Source organism: Streptomyces composti (assembly GCF_012034205.1).
GTDB lineage: Bacteria > Actinomycetota > Actinomycetes > Streptomycetales > Streptomycetaceae > Streptomyces > Streptomyces composti.
Genome location: NZ_JAATEM010000006.1, coordinates 86,809 through 102,719 on the forward strand (window position 1 = coordinate 86,809; position 15,911 = coordinate 102,719).

Annotated in this window: 15 protein-coding genes and 2 pseudogenes; 8 read left to right on the forward strand and 9 right to left on the reverse strand. The window is 69.8% G+C overall.

Translation table 11 applies throughout. The features are described from left to right. Window positions 1-46: 46 nt before the first annotated feature. The 5 genes and pseudogenes from HCJ93_RS06755 to HCJ93_RS06775 form a co-directional block, all read right to left on the reverse strand. Window positions 47-1,018: pseudogene (locus HCJ93_RS06755) on the reverse strand (lysylphosphatidylglycerol synthase transmembrane domain-containing protein); the annotation flags it as partial. Next, entirely contained in the window at window positions 1,015-2,106 is a 1,092-nt protein-coding gene (locus tag HCJ93_RS06760) for a class I SAM-dependent methyltransferase (protein WP_167992007.1), read from the reverse strand. The pseudogene HCJ93_RS06755 and the gene HCJ93_RS06760, both read right to left, overlap by 4 nt. Further along, complete coding sequence (locus tag HCJ93_RS06765) at window positions 2,103-3,302, reverse strand: glycosyltransferase family 4 protein (RefSeq protein ID WP_167992008.1); 1,200 nt, start codon at window positions 3,300-3,302, stop codon at window positions 2,103-2,105. The genes HCJ93_RS06760 and HCJ93_RS06765 overlap by 4 nt, the downstream gene beginning before the upstream one ends. Next, window positions 3,299-3,697 carry a 6-pyruvoyl trahydropterin synthase family protein gene (locus HCJ93_RS06770; protein ID WP_167992010.1) on the reverse strand — a complete coding sequence of 133 codons (399 nt, stop codon included), beginning with the start codon at window positions 3,695-3,697 and terminating at the stop codon, window positions 3,299-3,301. Before HCJ93_RS06770 ends, HCJ93_RS06765 begins: the two co-directional genes overlap by 4 nt. A gap of 164 nt (window positions 3,698-3,861) precedes the next feature. Further along, window positions 3,862-4,839, reverse strand: a complete 978-nt coding sequence (locus tag HCJ93_RS06775; protein WP_167992012.1) for a zinc-dependent alcohol dehydrogenase — start codon at window positions 4,837-4,839, stop codon at window positions 3,862-3,864. Between the two features lie 108 nt (window positions 4,840-4,947). On the opposite strand from HCJ93_RS06775, the gene HCJ93_RS06780 reads away from it, so the two are divergent. From HCJ93_RS06780 to HCJ93_RS06790, 3 genes are all read left to right on the forward strand, one after another. Beyond that, entirely contained in the window at window positions 4,948-5,712 is a 765-nt protein-coding gene (locus HCJ93_RS06780; RefSeq protein WP_167992014.1) for a CDP-alcohol phosphatidyltransferase family protein, read from the forward strand. Between the two features lie 272 nt (window positions 5,713-5,984). Next, window positions 5,985-7,448 carry a pre-toxin TG domain-containing protein gene (locus HCJ93_RS29135; protein WP_206317046.1) on the forward strand — a complete coding sequence of 488 codons (1,464 nt, stop codon included), beginning with the start codon at window positions 5,985-5,987 and terminating at the stop codon, window positions 7,446-7,448. A gap of 15 nt (window positions 7,449-7,463) precedes the next feature. Continuing rightward, a complete protein-coding gene (locus tag HCJ93_RS06790) occupies window positions 7,464-7,787 on the forward strand; it encodes a barstar family protein (protein ID WP_167992016.1) in 324 nt (107 codons plus the stop codon). Window positions 7,788-7,987: 200 nt separating this feature from the next. On the opposite strand, the pseudogene HCJ93_RS06795 reads toward HCJ93_RS06790, so the two are convergent. After that, a pseudogene (locus HCJ93_RS06795) lies at window positions 7,988-8,332 on the reverse strand (hypothetical protein); the annotation flags it as partial. Between the two features lie 81 nt (window positions 8,333-8,413). Then, window positions 8,414-9,139 (reverse strand): class I SAM-dependent methyltransferase, encoded by a 726-nt coding sequence (locus tag HCJ93_RS06800; RefSeq protein WP_167992018.1) that lies wholly within the window; start codon window positions 9,137-9,139, stop codon window positions 8,414-8,416. A 202-nt stretch (window positions 9,140-9,341) separates the two neighbouring features. On the opposite strand from HCJ93_RS06800, the gene HCJ93_RS06805 reads away from it, so the two are divergent. Genes HCJ93_RS06805 through HCJ93_RS06820 form a run of 4 tightly spaced genes read left to right on the forward strand, consistent with a single transcriptional unit; the run spans window position 9,342 to window position 14,136 of the window. Beyond that, entirely contained in the window at window positions 9,342-10,055 is a 714-nt protein-coding gene (locus HCJ93_RS06805) for a TnsA-like heteromeric transposase endonuclease subunit (RefSeq protein WP_167992020.1), read from the forward strand. A gap of 44 nt (window positions 10,056-10,099) precedes the next feature. After that, window positions 10,100-12,103, forward strand: a complete 2,004-nt coding sequence (locus HCJ93_RS06810) for a TnsB C-terminal domain-containing protein (RefSeq protein ID WP_309141327.1) — start codon at window positions 10,100-10,102, stop codon at window positions 12,101-12,103. Continuing rightward, on the forward strand, window positions 12,100-13,152 hold the full coding sequence (locus tag HCJ93_RS06815) for an AAA family ATPase (RefSeq protein ID WP_167992022.1): 1,053 nt from the start codon (window positions 12,100-12,102) through the stop codon (window positions 13,150-13,152). Before HCJ93_RS06810 ends, HCJ93_RS06815 begins: the two co-directional genes overlap by 4 nt. A gap of 3 nt (window positions 13,153-13,155) precedes the next feature. After that, entirely contained in the window at window positions 13,156-14,136 is a 981-nt protein-coding gene (locus HCJ93_RS06820; protein ID WP_167992023.1) for a TniQ family protein, read from the forward strand. Window positions 14,137-14,276: 140 nt separating this feature from the next. Here the strand turns inward: HCJ93_RS06820 and HCJ93_RS06825 are convergent, their stop codons facing one another. Continuing rightward, window positions 14,277-14,537 (reverse strand): hypothetical protein, encoded by a 261-nt coding sequence (locus HCJ93_RS06825; RefSeq protein WP_240967475.1) that lies wholly within the window; start codon window positions 14,535-14,537, stop codon window positions 14,277-14,279. 199 nt (window positions 14,538-14,736) lie between these two features. Between HCJ93_RS06825 and HCJ93_RS06830 the strand changes: the two genes are divergently transcribed. Next, window positions 14,737-15,342 (forward strand): HD domain-containing protein, encoded by a 606-nt coding sequence (locus HCJ93_RS06830; RefSeq protein ID WP_167992025.1) that lies wholly within the window; start codon window positions 14,737-14,739, stop codon window positions 15,340-15,342. A gap of 106 nt (window positions 15,343-15,448) precedes the next feature. Here HCJ93_RS06830 and HCJ93_RS06835 read toward each other — a convergent pair whose 3' ends face one another. Then, entirely contained in the window at window positions 15,449-15,901 is a 453-nt protein-coding gene (locus tag HCJ93_RS06835) for a hypothetical protein (protein ID WP_167992027.1), read from the reverse strand. Between the last annotated feature and the right edge of the window lie 10 nt (window positions 15,902-15,911).

Below are 15,911 nucleotides of genomic sequence, written 5' to 3' on the forward strand. Positions count from 1 at the left end.
GCACCCCGTAGACGACGGAGACGGCGAGCCCCTGGTCGGCGCCGAGGCCGGCGGCCGCGAACGCCCACGCGGTGACGCCTTCCCTGGGCCCCCAGCCGCCGACGTTCAGCGGCAGCCCCATGGCGAGCAGGGCCAGCACGGCCAGCGGCACCAGCGTGAGCACGGAAGCCCCCGCACCGACCACGTCAGCGGCGAGCACGAACATCGCCACATAGCCCGCCAGCACGACCGCGGAGGAGATCAGCACCCCCGGTGCGGTGCGCCGGGAGACGAGGGCCTCGCGGGCCTCGGTGAGCGCGCCGCGCAGCGCCCGGCCCCGGCGGGAGCGGGAGGCAGGCTTGTTCATGCGCAGGGCGAGGACGACCGCGCAGACCCCGAGTGCGGCCAGCCCGGCCAGTGGTGCCACGTGCCGGGCCTCGTCGCGCACCGGCGACGGCACGGCCAGCAGGACGACCGCACCCGCGGCGAACAGCGCGAGCTGCCCGGCGGTCCGTTCCAGCACCACCGCCCGCACACCGCGCCCGAGATCACCGCTGCGCTGCCCGTGCCGCACCGCGCGGTGCACATCGCCGAGGACACCACCGGGCAGTGCCGCGTTGAGGAACAGCGCACGGTAGTAGTCGGCGACGGCCGCCCCGAGCGGCAGACGGATTCCCAGACTCCGGGCCACCAGCGCCCAGCGCCAGGCGCTGAAGACGGTGGTCACCCAGCCGATGACGAGCGCGAGCACCACCGACGTCCCGTCGATCCGGGACAGTCCCTCCACGAAGGCACCGGTGCCCAGCCGCCACAGCAGCACGGCGAGGATGGCGAGCCCGGCGAGCGTGCCCAGGCGGGCGCGCACCGCGGGGGTGTTGATCCGTGCGAGCAGCGCGCGCACACCTGACCCGGTGCCTGCGGCGGGCTCCGAGGCGTCCGCGCCCTGCTCCGCCCCCGGGGCCTCGGGCGCCGGAGGCTTGCAGGCCTCCACCGCGGTCTCCCCCGTGTCCCCCGTGACGTGCGCGGTCTCCATGCTCATGCCGCCCCGTCCGAGGGGCGGCACAGGGCGAGCAGGTCGGTGTGGTGGACCACCACCCGCAGCTCGCCCGCCGCGCACGCCTCCAGCCGCTCGGTCAGATAGGCGTCGGCACGTTCCTTGAGCTCCGGGCGTTCCTCCACGGCCGCGCCGACCCAGCCGCGCAGCCACTGTTCCGTCAGCGCGGCCTGCCCGGGCCCGAGGCGCCAGGGGCTCGGATGGAGCCGCACGGTCGCCCCGTGCGCGGAGAACGCCTCCGCGGCCACCGTCACCGCGTCCGGGCCGAGCAGTCCGCCGCGGCGCTGGTGGCTGTTGAACGCGTCGGTGATCTCCTGGTCCAGCTCGTGCGGCTCCGTCAGTTCGACCCGGCCGGCGACGGACAGCGTCAGGAGCGCCGGGCAGCCGGCCCCGGCGCAGGCCGCGGCCAGGGTCTCGACGTGCTCACGGGTGAGCACGTCCAGCAGTGCGGACGCCGTCACCAGGGAGGCCCCGGTCAGCGCGTCCGGGGTGAGCCGGGCGACGTCGCCGCGCCGGGTCTCCACGGTCACGCGGCTGCCGTCGGCGGACGACCGCGGGGAGGCGACGGCGGCGAAGTGCAGCAGATAGGGATCGCGGTCGTGCAGGATCCAGTGCTGGGGACCGTCCAGGTGCGGGGCGAGCCAGCGGCCCATCGACCCGGTGCCGCAGCCGATGTCGTGGATGATCAGCCCCTCGGCGCGGTGCGGCAGGTTGGCGAGGCGGATGCGGAGCGGATCGAGCAACTCGTGCGCACGGGCGTCCGCGTCGGCGGGCTCGCGCAGCTGCAGCCACTCGGGTGCGTACCGGGGCGGTTCCCCGGGGTCCGTCTCACGCAGGCGCAGGGTGGCCCGCTCGCCGGGACGGACGCCCGCCGGACCGGCACCCGGGATGACCGGGCCCGAGATGGCGGCCCCTCGCTCCTGCCCGTCCCCTCCTCCGGCTGGCTCGCTGTCTCCTTCCCGGCTCGGCACGGTGCCCTCCTTCGGTACGGCCACGGCGGCGTCCGCGGGCTCGCGGGGTCCGGGCTGGGCCGGGATCACCGGGGAGTGCTGAGTGGTCGTGGGCTCGGTCATGCGGCCCTCCGTGGGTCGGTCGGGTCGGTGGGCAGCCGGCGCAGGACGGCCGCCAGGCTCTGTGCGGTGCCGGCCCAGCCGCCGAGCGCGGCCCGCCGGGCGCGGGCGGCGGCCTTCAGCCGGCGGCGGACCTCCGGCTCACCGAACCAGCCGCGCAGCTCGGCGGCGATCGCGGCGGGGTCCTCCGGCGGCACGAGGATGCCGGGCACTCCCCCGTCCGGGGCGCGGCCGACCGCCTCGGGCAGTCCGCCGACATCGGTGGCGAGCACCGGGATGCCCCGGGCGAGGGCCTCGGTGACGGCCATGCCGTAGGTCTCGGCGTAGGAGGTGAGGACCATCAGGTCGGCGGCGGCGTAGCTGGCGTCGAGGGCGGCGCCGGACTGCGGACCGGTCAGCTCCAGCCGGTCCCCGAGGCCGTGCTCGCGGATCAGGGAGCGCAGGTGGGCGACGTACTCGGGGTCCTGGGTGAGCGAGCCGACCAGTGCGCAGCTCCACGGCAGGTCCCGCACCTCGGCGAGCGCCTCCACCAGCCGGTGCTGGCCCTTGCGCGGGGTCACGGCGGCCACGCACAGCAGCCGGGAGACGCCGTCGGTGCCGGGTGCGATCGGCGCGATGTCGGCGCCGGGCGCGGCGACATGCACCCGGTCGGGGATCAGCCCGTGGTGGGCGACCAGACGGCGGACCGCCCAGTCGCTGGTGGCGATCACGGCCGGTACCGCGCGCAGCACCTCCCGTTCGCGGGCGTCGAGTTCGGCGGCGACGGCCGGTTCGAGACCTGTTTCGTCGCCGAGCGGCAGATGGACCAGGACGGCCATCCGCAGCCGCTGCGTCTCGGGCACGACGATCTCGGGGACACCGCAGGCGACCAGCCCGTCGAGCAGGACGACGCTGCCGTCGGGGAGTTCGCGCAGGGTGCGGGCGAGCTCGTCACGGGCGGTGTCGTCCGGCCGGGGCCAGCCGCCGGACACGGCGTGCCCGCGCACCTCCCAGCCGAAGCCGGGCAGGTCCAGGGAGATCCGCCGGTCGTAGGCGTTGCCGCCGCTGGGCGCCGTCGGGTCGTCGACGCCGCCCGGCAGTACGAAGTGCACGACTCGCAGGGACATGGGGATGATTCCGTCGTTCCTCGGAAACCTCGCCTGCAGGGGAACGTAGTCCAGGCGGGCTGTCTGTACCCGGTCGATGGTCGTGTCGGTCACAGCGCACGCTCGTAACTCGCCCAGGCGATGTGCGACTCGTGCAGGGTCACGGTGATCCCCGCGATGCCCTTGGCGCTCTCGCCGAGCGCACCCTTGTGGATGCGTTCGGCGAGCCGGTCGGCGATGACCTTCGCCAGGTACTCCGTGGAGGTGTTGATGCCCGCGAAGTCCGGTTCGTTATCCAGATTGCGGTAGTTCAGTTCCCCGACGACGGCTCCCAGCTCCTGGGTGGCGAGTCCGATGTCGACGACGATGTTGTTCTCGTCCAGCTGCTCGCGCCGGAACGTGGCGTCCACGAGGAACGTGGCCCCGTGCAGGCGCTGGGCCGGTCCGAAGACCTCGCCACGGAAGCTGTGGGCGATCATGATGTGATCGCGGACGGTGATGCTGAACAACGGGCGACCCTCCAGGTGCGGCGCGTCTGGCCCCGGCCGATGGCCGCCGGGGATGCCTGCTAGTACGGCTGACAGCCTGCCCGTGTTCAGCCTCGGTCACGTCTTTTCTCAGGTCAGGCGCGCTTGTGCCGGCCGGCGGCCGGTTCCGCCGGGTCGCCTCGCCCTCACGAGGCGGCGTAGGCCACCCGGTGGCACAGTGCCGGGATCTCGCCGGAGGCGAGCCGGGGCATCACGCCGGGCAGGTCCTCGAAGGGCGATTCTCCGGTGACGAGGGCGTCGAGTGCCGGGTCGGCGAGCAGCTCGAGGGCGAGAGCCAGCCGGTCGGCGTAGCTGCGGCCGGGGCGGGCCGGGGAGACCGTGCCGACCTGGCTGCTGCGGATGGTGAGCCGGCGGGAGTGGAAGGCCTCCCCGAGCGGAAGACTCACCCTGCGGTCGCCGTACCAGCTCAGCTCGATCACCGCGCCCTCGGGGGCGAGCAGTTCCAGGGAGCGGCTGAGCCCCTGCTCGGTGGCGCTGGCGTGCACCACCAGGTCGCAGTCGCCGGCGGCGGCCTCCGGCAGGGCGAAGCCGACACCGAGCGCCTCGGCGGTCTCGGCCCGCTTCGGATCGGCGTCCACCAGCTGCACCCGCACCCCCGGGAACCGGGCCAGCAGCGCCGCCACCGAGCACCCCACCATGCCGCCGCCGACCACGGCGATCCGGTCACCGACCAGCGGAGCCGCGTCCCACAGGGCGTTCACCGCCGTCTCCACCGTCCCGGCGAGCACCGCCCGCCCGGCCGGCACCGCGTCCGGCACGGGGGTCACCGCGTCGGCGGGCACGACGTAGCGCGTCTGATGCGGATAGAGGCAGAACACCGTACGCCCGGTCAGCGCCTGTGGCCCCTCCTCCACCACCCCGACGTTGAGGTAGCCGTACTTCACGGGCCCCGGGAAGTCGCCCTCCTGGAAGGGGGCGCGCATGGCCGCATGCTGGCTCTCCGGCACCCCGCCCCGGAACACGAGCGTCTCCGTGCCTCTGCTGACCCCCGAGTACAGCGAACGCACCAGCACCTCGCCCTCGCCGGGATCCGGCAGGGTGACGTCCCGGATCTCACCATGGCCAGGCTCGTTGAGCCAGAACGCACGTGCGGTGCGGGTCATCGAAGTCCTCCTGAACGATCGGGGAGCTGCGCGCGTACCGAGAGGTGCACAGGCCGCGCACAAGGTAGCGGCGTTGATCGACTCTGTCACACGGCCGGAGGATGTTCGGTGGCCCTGAACAACAGTTACGACGCCAGGCTCGTACAGCAGGAGACCGCCGTGGGCGCGGGTCTGATGATCCTGCTGCTCGCCCTGATCGGTACGGCGATCGGTATGGGCCCGGTGGGCTGGTTCTCCGGCCTCGCGTTCACGATCGCCACCTGGGCGGTGCTCTCCAGGGCCCTGCACCGTTCGGGACTGCGCACCTTCGGCGCGGCCAACCGCGTCACCCTCGGCAGGGCCTGCCTCGTCGGTGGCGTCACGGCGCTGGTCGCCGACTCCTTCCAGGACTCTCCGCCCGTCTCGCTGTTCGTCGGCCTGACCGCCGTCGCCCTGATCCTCGACGGTGTCGACGGCAAGGTGGCCCGCAGGACCGGGACGTCAACCCCCCTCGGTGCTCGCTTCGACATGGAAGTGGATGCCTTTCTGATCCTGGTGCTCAGCGTGTACGTGTCGATGGCCATGGGCCCGTGGGTGCTGCTGATCGGCGCGATGCGCTACGTCTTCGTGGCCGCGGCCCGCGTCTGGCCGTGGCTGACGGCCCCGCTGCCGCCGAGCACGGCCCGCAAGACGGTGGCCGCGCTGCAGGGTGTGCTGCTGCTGGTGGCAGGCGCGGCGCTGCTGCCGCACGCGGTCAACGTCGCCGTGGTGGCCCTGGCCCTGGGCCTGCTGGTGTGGTCCTTCGGCCGTGACGTGCTGTGGCTGTACCGGAACTCCCGCGCGCACACGACTCCGAGCGCGGAGCGGGAGGTGCCGGAGCTGGTCGCGGGGTGAGGGCACGCCGGCCGGACCGGCCCTCACCCGCGTTTCCCTCCCCTCCTACGCCTCTTCCCCCCATCGCGTGACGCTCACGATGCGTCACCCGCCCCCGAGGACACGAGGGCTCCGGGAGCCGTCCCCACCTCCCGGACCACCCGGCCCTACTAGTCAGTAACATCATGGGGCACGATGTCATCGAACGGCGCCTTCGGCTTCGTCCGTCACCTCCTGACCAGGGGTGGGCCCCGCGGAGAGTGCGGGCGGGCTCCGAGGGCGCGGGGGAACAATTGAAGAACAGAAGACCGAAATCCCGGATCGCCGCAGTCCTCCTGGCGCTGATCCTGGCTCTGACCGGGAGCGTCGTCGCTCCCGCCCAGCCGGCCGCGGCCGCGACCAGTCCGCTGGCCGCCTGCAAGAACCTGACCCTGCTGAAGAAGATCAGCTGCGTCACCGACGCTCTCCGCAAGAGTGCCGGTGCCTCGGTGCAGGAATGCCTCGACAAACCGCTCACGGAGCGGCCCGGATGCCTGGAGAACCTGGTTCACCAGATCGCCGAGCGAGGGGTGACCTGGTTCCTCGTACTGCACCTCAGCCATGAGGCCGTCCACGGGCAGCTCGACGCCCAGAAGGCCTACGAGTCCACGGTCAAGGCCTATGACGTGCTCGACGATCCGTCACTGCTGCTGACGGACGACGCGCTGCGCACCGAGTTCCTCAAGACCGTCACGAAGGCCAAGAAGAAGGGCGAGGCTGCCGAGGCGTTCGGGCGCGAGGCGGTGAGGACTGCCAAGACGACCACGAAGCTGCTCAGGGACACCGCACATCTGGTCAAGGAGCTGGAGGTCGGAAAGACCTACAGGGAGATCTTGGGTGCCCTCGACACCATGAACGCCGGCATGGCGCAGATGAACTCCGCGCTGGGCCAGATGAACACGGCGGTCGACCAGGTCAACGCCGGGCTCAAGCAGGCGAACGCCGGTATCGACGTGGCCAATCGCGCGATGACCCAGATGAACAAGGGCATCAGCGAGGCGAACCGGGGGCTCACCGAGACCAACAAGGCCGTCAAGGAAATGGCCAAGGGCTTCGAGAAGCTGAGGCACATCGCCCCCGGCCGGATCGACTTCGACTTCTCCGACCTGGACAAGGCATTCAGCAGCGAGAGCAGCTTCGCCCAGGACGCCGCCCGCAAGCGCAAGCTGTCACTGCTGCTCGACCTCACCCCCGGCCTCGGCGACGTCAAGGGGGTCATGCAGGCCATCACCGGCACGGACTCCATCACCGGTGAACCGCTGGGCGGCGTGGACCGCGCCGCCGGAGCGATCATCATCCTGCGTTCGATGAAGGCCGGATACAAGGGCGCCGACAGCCTGTACAACGCCTCGCGCCTGGCCACTGTGCTCAGCACGATGGAGAAGGCCAATCCGCTCGTGGAGAGCCTGCGCAAAACCGGCAAGCTCCCGTCCAACTACGTCACCAAGAGCGAGGCGGCCAAGAAGGGCTGGGAGCCGGGCAAGGCACTCGGCAACTATGTGCCGGGGGGCCAGATCGGCGGCGACGTCTTCAAGGATCCGGCCTCCATCGGCCTGCCCACCAAGGCCGGGCGGACCTGGTACGAGGCGGACGTCGGGCTGACCAATACCATGAAGCGGTCCAAGCAGCCCGGCACGCGGCTGCTCTACTCCGACGACGGCCTCATCTACGTGACCACCGACCACTACAAGACCGTCGACTACGTCGGCACATACTGAAAGACCTTGGCCAGGATGGCTGACGACACTCACGACGACGAACCCGACGTTCCCGGATCACTGGTCATCGACCTGTCGGCGGTGCGGGATGCCGAGGAGCTCCACCGGCTGCTCCAGCGGGAGCTGAGGTTCCCCGACTTCTACGGCCGGAACTGGAACGCATTCTGGGATGCGATCACCGGACTCGTCGATCTGCCGCACGAGCTGACCTTCACCGGATGGCCGGAGTTCTCGGCCGCACTGCCGGAGGAGGCCCGCCGGCTGCGTGCACTGCTGGACGACTACCTCAGCGAGTACGGCCAGTACCTCGCCGTGCCGCGCCACGTCCACTACCGGTAGAGCGGCCCCGTCCTGTGCGGTGGGTGCCGGCCCACGGGCCGGCACCCACCGACCGCGGGTCATGTGGACACCCCGAGGCGTACCACTCACCCGAGCCGGACGAACCGCCCCTTCTTCTTCAGCCGTCCACCGTCGGCGCCCACCGGACTCGACGGCGCTGCCGGCGCCGTTACGGGCGCGCCCGCTGTGGCCCCCTGCCGCTACTGGCCGATCCCGGTCGCGTCGAGCAGCCGGACCAAGTCCTTCCGTCCGTATCCGAGGAGGCGGGCGCGGTGAGCGGCCGTGAGCAGCAGATGCCCCACGATCACTGCCGCGTGCCCGTTCCTGTCGGTGCCCGACCACTCGTCCGGCTTCTCGACACCCATCCCGGTCATCAGCAGACCGTGCTCACGCCGCACCTCACGAACCGTGTCGGTGACGGCGTCCAGCAGTGTCCTGCCCGGCCGCTCGCACTCCAGGGCGAAGTATCCCCGGTCGACCGGCACGCACCCTTCGGGCGGGCGCTTCCGCACCCCGGCGTAGCGCTCGTGTCCGTTCCCAGTGCTTGTGAGGGTTCCCGTTGGATCTGCTCGGCTAAGTGATCGAGTCCCAATCAATCTGCGCGGCGAGGTCTCTCGTGGGCTGAGCTACGGCCGTCGCGCGACGAAGACGAGCTCCTTGCCCGGCCTGTCGGGCGCGTCGCGTACGTCCTCCACCACGTACCCCTGCGCGATCAGCTCCGTCTCGACCTCCTGCCGCTCGCGGAAGCGCAGGGTGGAGTCCGACGTCATTACCTCCCCGTCGGCAGCGAACACGTAGGTCCAGCGGAACGTCACCAGCGGCTCGCTCACCTTGATCACTTGGACCCAGCTTTCGACTGGGCCGACATCCGGGATCTCCGTCACGCGATATGAGGCTTCGCGGTTCCACTCCTCCCAGGCGCGTCTGGCTGGGTCCCGGGTCTCGAACACCAGACGGCCACCAGGCTGTAGTGCTTCGTACGCGCCACGCAGGGTCTCGCGCCATGCCTGCGGATCAAGGATCTGCTGGGCGGCGTTCGCGGTCATGGTTGCCAGGTCGACCCGCATCGGCGGAAGTGTCGTGGCATCGCCGCAGATCCAGCGCACTCGCTCGCCGCCCGGCTTAGCTCGGGCCACGTCGATGGACGCTTGAGCGGGATCGACACCCACGACTTCGATCCCGCGTTCAGCCAGTAGAAGCGCGAACACGCCTGTTCCACAGCCGATGTCCAGCACTTGACGCGCTTTGAACTCTTCCGTCATCTGGACGTACGCGTCGAGATCGCCGCGATCGGGGTCGAGTGGGTCGTAGATCGCGGCGAGCCGTGGATGTCCAAAACATTCGTCTGTCATGCGGCCGAACGTAGGGGCCGCTGAGCTCGGACGCCTACTCAATTTCGCCACGTGCCAGCGGTGTTGGCCTTCCTACCGTGAGAGATCTTCGGCCGATCACTCGGATGGGGTATTTGGTCCCATTCCTTCTTCTCGTTCCCGCCGCTTCTGCACAGTGGTTCACATGGGGGCCCAAGGAACAGCACAGCAGGCGTTGCCAGCCGTGGACCAGTTTGAGGTCGGATGGCGGGATGCCGAGGGTGAGCATCGGCGACCGTTGGCGGATGTGCTCTCGGTGGAGTTCGAGGCAGGTCTGCCAGTACGCGGGTTCCCGTCGTACCGCGGCCAGCGGAACTTCCCGGGCCTGTACTGGTCGGCCACGACAGGCGGGCACGTGGGGTTCGAGTCGTGGCTGGAGCGGGATCACGCGATGCTGCTGGACTTCACGCCGGAGGTGACGGGGCTGCTGTCACAGCCTCTGTGGCTGTTCTGGAAGGACGAGCGGGGTAAGCGCATCTCGCACGCTCCGGACTACTTCGCTCGGTTCGAGGACGGGCGGGGGCTGGTGGTGGACTGTCGGCCGCTGGACCGGATCGACTCACGGTCAGCAGCCAAGTTCGCCGCGACGCGCACAGCCTGCGAAGTGGTGGGGTGGGGCTACCGGGTTGTCGGCGAGGTGGACGCCGTGCGGATGGTGAACGTTCGCTGGCTGGCGGGATACCGGCATCCGCGGCACGGGGCCGACGAAGGTCTCGTGGCCCGGTTGTTGGCACTGTTCTCGGCGCCTTCGCCGCTGGTGCCACAGGCTGCGTTGCTCGGCGATCCGATCGCCGTGTTGCCGGCGGTGTTCCATCTGCTCTGGCTGGGACGGCTGGCCGCCGATCTGTCACGGCCTCTGTCGGATGCCACGCTGGTGTCGCCGGCGGCGACCCGGTGAGCGGGCGCCCCGGGCCACGGGCGGCGTTGAGGGTTGGGGATCAAGTGCGCCTGGATGACCGGCTGCACGCGGTCGTCGGCCTGTCCGGAACGACGGTGCGGCTCCTCGACGAAGCCGGGTCGGCGAGTCTGGTGTTGCTGTCCCACCTACTGGCCTCCGAAGGCTTTGAGCTGATCGGCCAGGGTGTCGATCAGGTCCGTATGCCGCCGTTCGCGCTGTTGGACATCGTGCCGGAGCGGGAAGCGGAGAAGGCGACAGCCTGGGAACGCCATCTGACCGAGGTGGAGTTCGGCAAGCCACTGGATGCTGACCCCACGACTCCACCTCGCCCTGAATACGACCCGGCAAGCCACACAGTGGAAGAGCGAGTGGCGGCCAAGGCTGCGGAACTACGGGCTATCGGATGGCAGGCGAGTGCGGGAACCGTGCAGCGAATGCGCAGGCGCTACCGCGAGCAGGGCCTGTGGGGGCTGGTCGATCACCGCAAAACTCGGGTGTCCTCGCCGACGGGTCGGGCCGATGACCGGGTGGTCTCCGCCATCGCGGAGATCCTCGCCTCGACAACGAACGAGTCCACCGGCACCCGCGGCCGGCTGCGTCGGCGAGTGGAGGCGCTGCTGGCTGAGCGCCATGGCCCGGGAACGGTGCCGATGCCGTCGAAGTCGGCGTTCTACCGGCTCGTCGAGGCGATGAGCGAGGGCACGCATGCTTTCGGCGAGGCCACGTCCCGCAGGTCAGCGGCTCGCCGCCCGCAAGGAGCGTTCACCCCTTCCTCGGCCTGCCGCCCCGGCGAGATGGTGCAGATCGACACGACACCACTGGACGTGCTGGTGGTCCTGGAGGACGGGGTGAACGGACGTCCGGAACTCACGATCGCCGTCGACGTGGCAACGAGGACGATCTGCGCTGCGGTGCTGCGACCAGCAGGCACCAAGGCCGTGGACGCCGCCCTGCTGCTGGCCAAGATGCTGGTCCCGGAGCCGCTACGGCCCGGCTGGTCGGAAGCACTGGCGATGTCGATGACGCTGATCCCCCACCAGAGGCTGTTGGAGCTCGACGCGCGCCTGGAGCAAGCGGCCGCCAAGCCGGTGATCGTGCCAGAGACGATCGGCATTGATCACGGGAAGGTGTTCGTCTCCAACACCTTCCTGACCGCCTGCCGGTCGCTGGGCGTCTCCGTCCAGCCGTCCCGCCCGGCGACCCCGACGGACAAGGGAATCGTCGAGCGGACGTTTTCCTCGATCAACACGCTGTTCTGCCAGCACATCCCTGGCTACACCGGCTCGAACACGACCCGCCGGGGGGCCGAGGTCGAGGCCGTCTGGACGCTCGCGGAAGTGGACGACCTGTTGCAGGAATGGATCGTGGCCTGCTGGCAGCAGCGGCCACACGAAGGACTGCGCAGCCCATTCCTACCGGGTCGGCCGATGTCTCCCAATGACGCATACGCCCTGCTGGTCTCCCGCACCGGCTACCTGCCGATGCCGCTGAGCGGCCCCGACTACTTGGAACTGCTGCCAGCACTCTGGCGTTCGGTCAACGACTACGGCATCCGCGTCGACCACCGCACCTACAACTGCCCCGGACTGAACCCGCTGCGGCGCCGCTCCTCAGGAGTGACCGCCAAGGGCGGACTCTGGGAAGTCCACTACGACCCCTACGACCTGTCCCAGATCTGGGTACGCGACGCGCGCACCGGAGAGTGGATCACGGTTCCGTGGACACACCGGCACCTGGTCTCCGCGCCGTTCGCGGACTTCACCTGGCGCCGGGCCCGGGACGTGCTTGCGATGCGGGGCCAGGACGACACCAACCAAGCCGCCGTGGCCGCCGCAGTCGACCAGTTGCTGACGCGGGCGGAAAGCGGGCCGGACCGCCGCATCGCGGCCCGCACCCGCGCTGCCCTGGAGCCCGGCCGGTCCGTCCCTGCGCTGCCGCAGGCACCAGCTTTTGAAGACGCCGAGGACGAGGCCACCGTCCCGGAGCAGACATCGAGCGTCATTCCCTTCGGCGTCTTCGATGCCTTCACCGACGGGAGTCGCCTGTGAGCGAGGCTCCGCCACCGGACATCGCCAACCCGCAGATGTCGCTGACCACGAAGGAAGGCTGGCGGGCGTTCGTCGATGAGAACCCTGATCCCCCGCCATCGCTCCCGTCCGACACCGTCCTGGACGAGGACGAGTCGGAGTCCTACAGGGAAGCGCGGATCGACTACCACACACGATCCGTCATCGTGAACACTCCCACGATCCGTGGCGTCGTCACCACGGGCCGCAAACGCATCGTGCTCAACCGGCACCAGGTCTCCGCCCGTCGCGGCCTGATCGTGTCCGGTTCGGCCGGCACCGGCAAGACCACGGCGATCACCCAACTGGGCAAGAACGTCGAACAGATCACCCGGCGGCGCAACCCCACCACCGTCGGCGGACTGCCGGTCGTCTTCGTTACCGTTCCGCCGGCGGCCACCCCGAAGATGCTCGCAGGCGAGTTCGCCCGATTCCTTGGCGTCCCGCTGGAGCACCGCATGAGCCAGGTCCAGATCACCAACGCCGTCTGTGACCTGCTCGGCAAGCTCGGCACCACGCTCGTCCTGGTCGACGAGATCCACAACCTCGACCTGACCACCCGCAACGGAGCTGAGGCATCCGATCAGCTGAAGTATCTCTCGGAACGGATCGCGGCCACCTTCGTGCTTGCTGGTCTCGACGTCGAGACCAGCAGCCTGTTCCAGGGCACGCGCGGACAGCAGATCGCCGGCCGTTACACGGTCATCCCCTCCCGGCCCTTCGGCCACAGGAACCGCGCGGACAAGGAGAGCTGGCAGGCCCTGGTGGTGACGATGGAGGACTCCCTGCGACTACAGGCCCATCGTCCCGGCACCTTGGTCGCCATGACCGATTACCTCCACGAGCGCACTGGCGGGCTGATCGGCAGTCTTTCCCAGCTCATCCGAGAAGCCGCAGTCGACGCCATCGACAGCGGCACGGAAAAGATCACCAAGCGCATGCTCGACGAGATCGAGCTCGACCACGCCGTCCAGAAGGCCCGGCCCGATCGCCCCCGTGCCAAGTACGCTCGCAGGCCGAAGGCGGCCTGAGTAATGGAGCCCTGGGAAGCCCCGGTCCGGCTCCTGCCACTTCCTCTGCCACCGGTCCACGGGGAGGTCTTCGGCTGGTACCTGCACCGCCTCGCCGCCGCAAACCACGTGACGTCGGGACAACTGGCGAAAACACTGACGCCGTTCAAGAACGCGCTGATCGGCAAGCGGACGGACACGTTATGGCGCTGGACTCCGATGGTTCTGCCGCGGCTGGCACTCCTGACGGGTCTCACTCACGAGACCCTTCGGATGCTGCTGCCAGCGATCTCCCGGATTGAGGCGCGTACCGGAGGCGAGGTGATCCGCTACCGGCGGCGTCTCTACGTCGCGTGCTCACACTGCATGCACCGCCGTGGAATCACCGAACCAGTCCTCGCGCATCGCCCCGCCGATCTCCAGCTCTGCCGCCGACACGGCATCTGGCTCGATGGCAACCGCCAATACCGCGTCAGCCACCTTCCAGAACTTGCCACGGCTCAACACCGGCACCGGCGAATCGCCCGCCGCTTCCCCGACACCCTGGAAGCAGCCACAAAGGAAGCGCAGCACATGGTCCGGTCCTGGCTTCTGAACAAGAAGCAGCCCCATCTGCTCTCACGCTGGAACGACCGTCTCGCTCAGCTACCTCCCAAGGAAGCCGCCTACGAGAACATCATCAGGCGACGCGTCGACGAGCGGGAGTTCATCGCCACCTACCCGGAGTTCGTCACCATGCTCGGCATGGTGGCCGACCCTGCTTGGCGAGCACGACGGGCGCCTCGCCAATGGGTGAACCTCAGCCAGCACCGACGCACGATCGACGCTGTCTACGCAGAAGCCGAGCGCCGGCTCAACGTCCCCTCTCTCCGCGAGAAGCGACAGTCCCACACCTTCTCCAACGACGCCCTCTTCCGCTGGACCGACTCATCCGGGAGATCACTGATGCTGGTGATGACGCCGGAGGACCACAACGCCCTACGAGATGATTCCCAGTGGAACTGAGAAGCCCCAGGCCAGAGCCTGTTCGGCCAGACAGAACTGCTGGGACAGCCGCACCTCACGCCCAACCAGGCTCACCGCTGTTCAGATCCACTGGGCCCTCCACGCTCCGAAGCGTCCCGGCCGAAATGACAAGGCGCAGATCAGGGGCACCTCATCGATTCAGATCTCTCGGGAACGGACACCTCGTCGCCGAAGCCCGTCGCCTCGAAGTCCTCGTGCACCAGCGAGAACCGGTGAACGCCCGAAGTGCCCGGCGGCGGTGGCGGCGTGTACGCCGGCCCGGCGTCCTCGTACAGCAGCCGCTTCACCTCCTCCTCGTCGGCATGGGTGACCGTGAAGCCGCTGTCGTCGTTGCGCCCCGTCGTCGTGTCGTCGGGATTGCGGTGAAAGTGCAGACTCATGCGTACCCCCGTTGTTCCACCGCGGGGGCCGCTCGCCCCCGTCGATGGATCAAACGGACCGCCGATCCGTGGCGTGCCCGCATCCCGGATGATCACCCGATCGCGTGATGTGCCACCGCGACGTTGCCGCCCGAGCCTTCGTGGTGCAAGGTCCCGGCTCCCCGCCAGCGCCCGAAACGAAGGTTGTTACGCTCCTCCGGTGAGGATTCCGAGCCCTGAAGAGATCCGTGCGCTGCACGAGAAATACGCACCGACCCCGGAGGCGTTCGCACTGGTCCACACGCACTGCGAGATCGTGTGGAGCATCGCGGAGCGCCTCCTCGGCGCACCGCGCCTGCGTCATCTCGACGCCGATCTCGTCCGCGCCGGCTGCCTCCTGCACGACATCGGCGTCTACCGCCTCTACGACAAGGACGGCCGGCTGGATCACGCCAACTACATCCGGCACGGGCTCCTCGGCCAGGAGATCCTCGAGAGCGAGGGCTTCCCGGAGACGCTGTGCCGCTTCTGCTCCCACCACACGGGAGTGGGTGTCACGCGGCAGGACATCGAGCGCCAGAACCTCCCGCTCCCGCCCGCCGACTACGTGGCGGAGACGCAGGAGGAGCGGCTGGTGATGTACGCCGACAAGTTCCACAGCAAGTCCAGGCCGTCGGAGTTCCTCCTCCCCGACAGGTACGCCACCGAGGTCCGCCGCTTCGGCGAGGACAAGGTCGCCGCGTTCCAGGCCCTGCGAGACGAGTTCGGGGACCCCGACCTGACCGGACCGGTGCCGGGCGGCGGCATTCCGATGCAGCGGCGATAAGAGCGCACGGAAGCCCGACTTGCTCGACTTCCCCGGGCGCGACAGGAACGCACCCGGGGACGCGGTCACCGGCCTCGTCGATCTGCCGGGCGAGTGCGGGCAGGGTTCAGCCCCGCGGATCCGGGATCGCCTCGGCCGCCATGTCCACCGTCCGGTCCACGCTCAGGATCCGTCGGTCCACCGTCCCGCCGCCCGCGGCGACGAGCACCTCGGGCACGTCCGTCCCGTAGAAGCGGAGGTGGCCGGTGGTGCCCACTGTCGTGCGCTCGCCGAGCCGTCGCACCGAGCGGCGCAGGCCGTCGAACTCGTCGGGGTGGGTCTTCTGACGTGCGGTCAGTGACCAACGCGCATCGTTGCCGCGCAGCTCCCCCAGCAGCGCGCCTCCGATGCGCCGCGCCGGTCCGCGGTCGGCCAGGAGAGTGTACCCGTGTCCGCGTGCGTGCCCGTCCCGTCCGCCCTCGGCCGTGTCTGCCAAGTGCCGGCGGAGCAGGGCGAGCTCGGAGCGCGGCGGGGAGCCGGGCGGGTCGAGGGCGAGCTGCAGTTCGTAGACGTCGGCCACGGCGCGTGGT

Coding starts and splice junctions, on each gene's coding strand:
- HCJ93_RS06800 (WP_167992018.1), bottom strand. CDS start 9,139: ATGACAGACGAATGTTTTGGACATCCACGGCTCGCCGCGATCTACGAC.
- HCJ93_RS06820 (WP_167992023.1), top strand. CDS start 13,156: ATGGAGCCCTGGGAAGCCCCGGTCCGGCTCCTGCCACTTCCTCTGCCA.
- HCJ93_RS06775 (WP_167992012.1), bottom strand. CDS start 4,839: ATGACCCGCACCGCACGTGCGTTCTGGCTCAACGAGCCTGGCCATGGT.
- HCJ93_RS06825 (WP_240967475.1), bottom strand. CDS start 14,537: ATGAGTCTGCACTTTCACCGCAATCCCGACGACACGACGACGGGGCGC.
- HCJ93_RS06790 (WP_167992016.1), top strand. CDS start 7,464: ATGGCTGACGACACTCACGACGACGAACCCGACGTTCCCGGATCACTG.
- HCJ93_RS06760 (WP_167992007.1), bottom strand. CDS start 2,106: ATGACCGAGCCCACGACCACTCAGCACTCCCCGGTGATCCCGGCCCAG.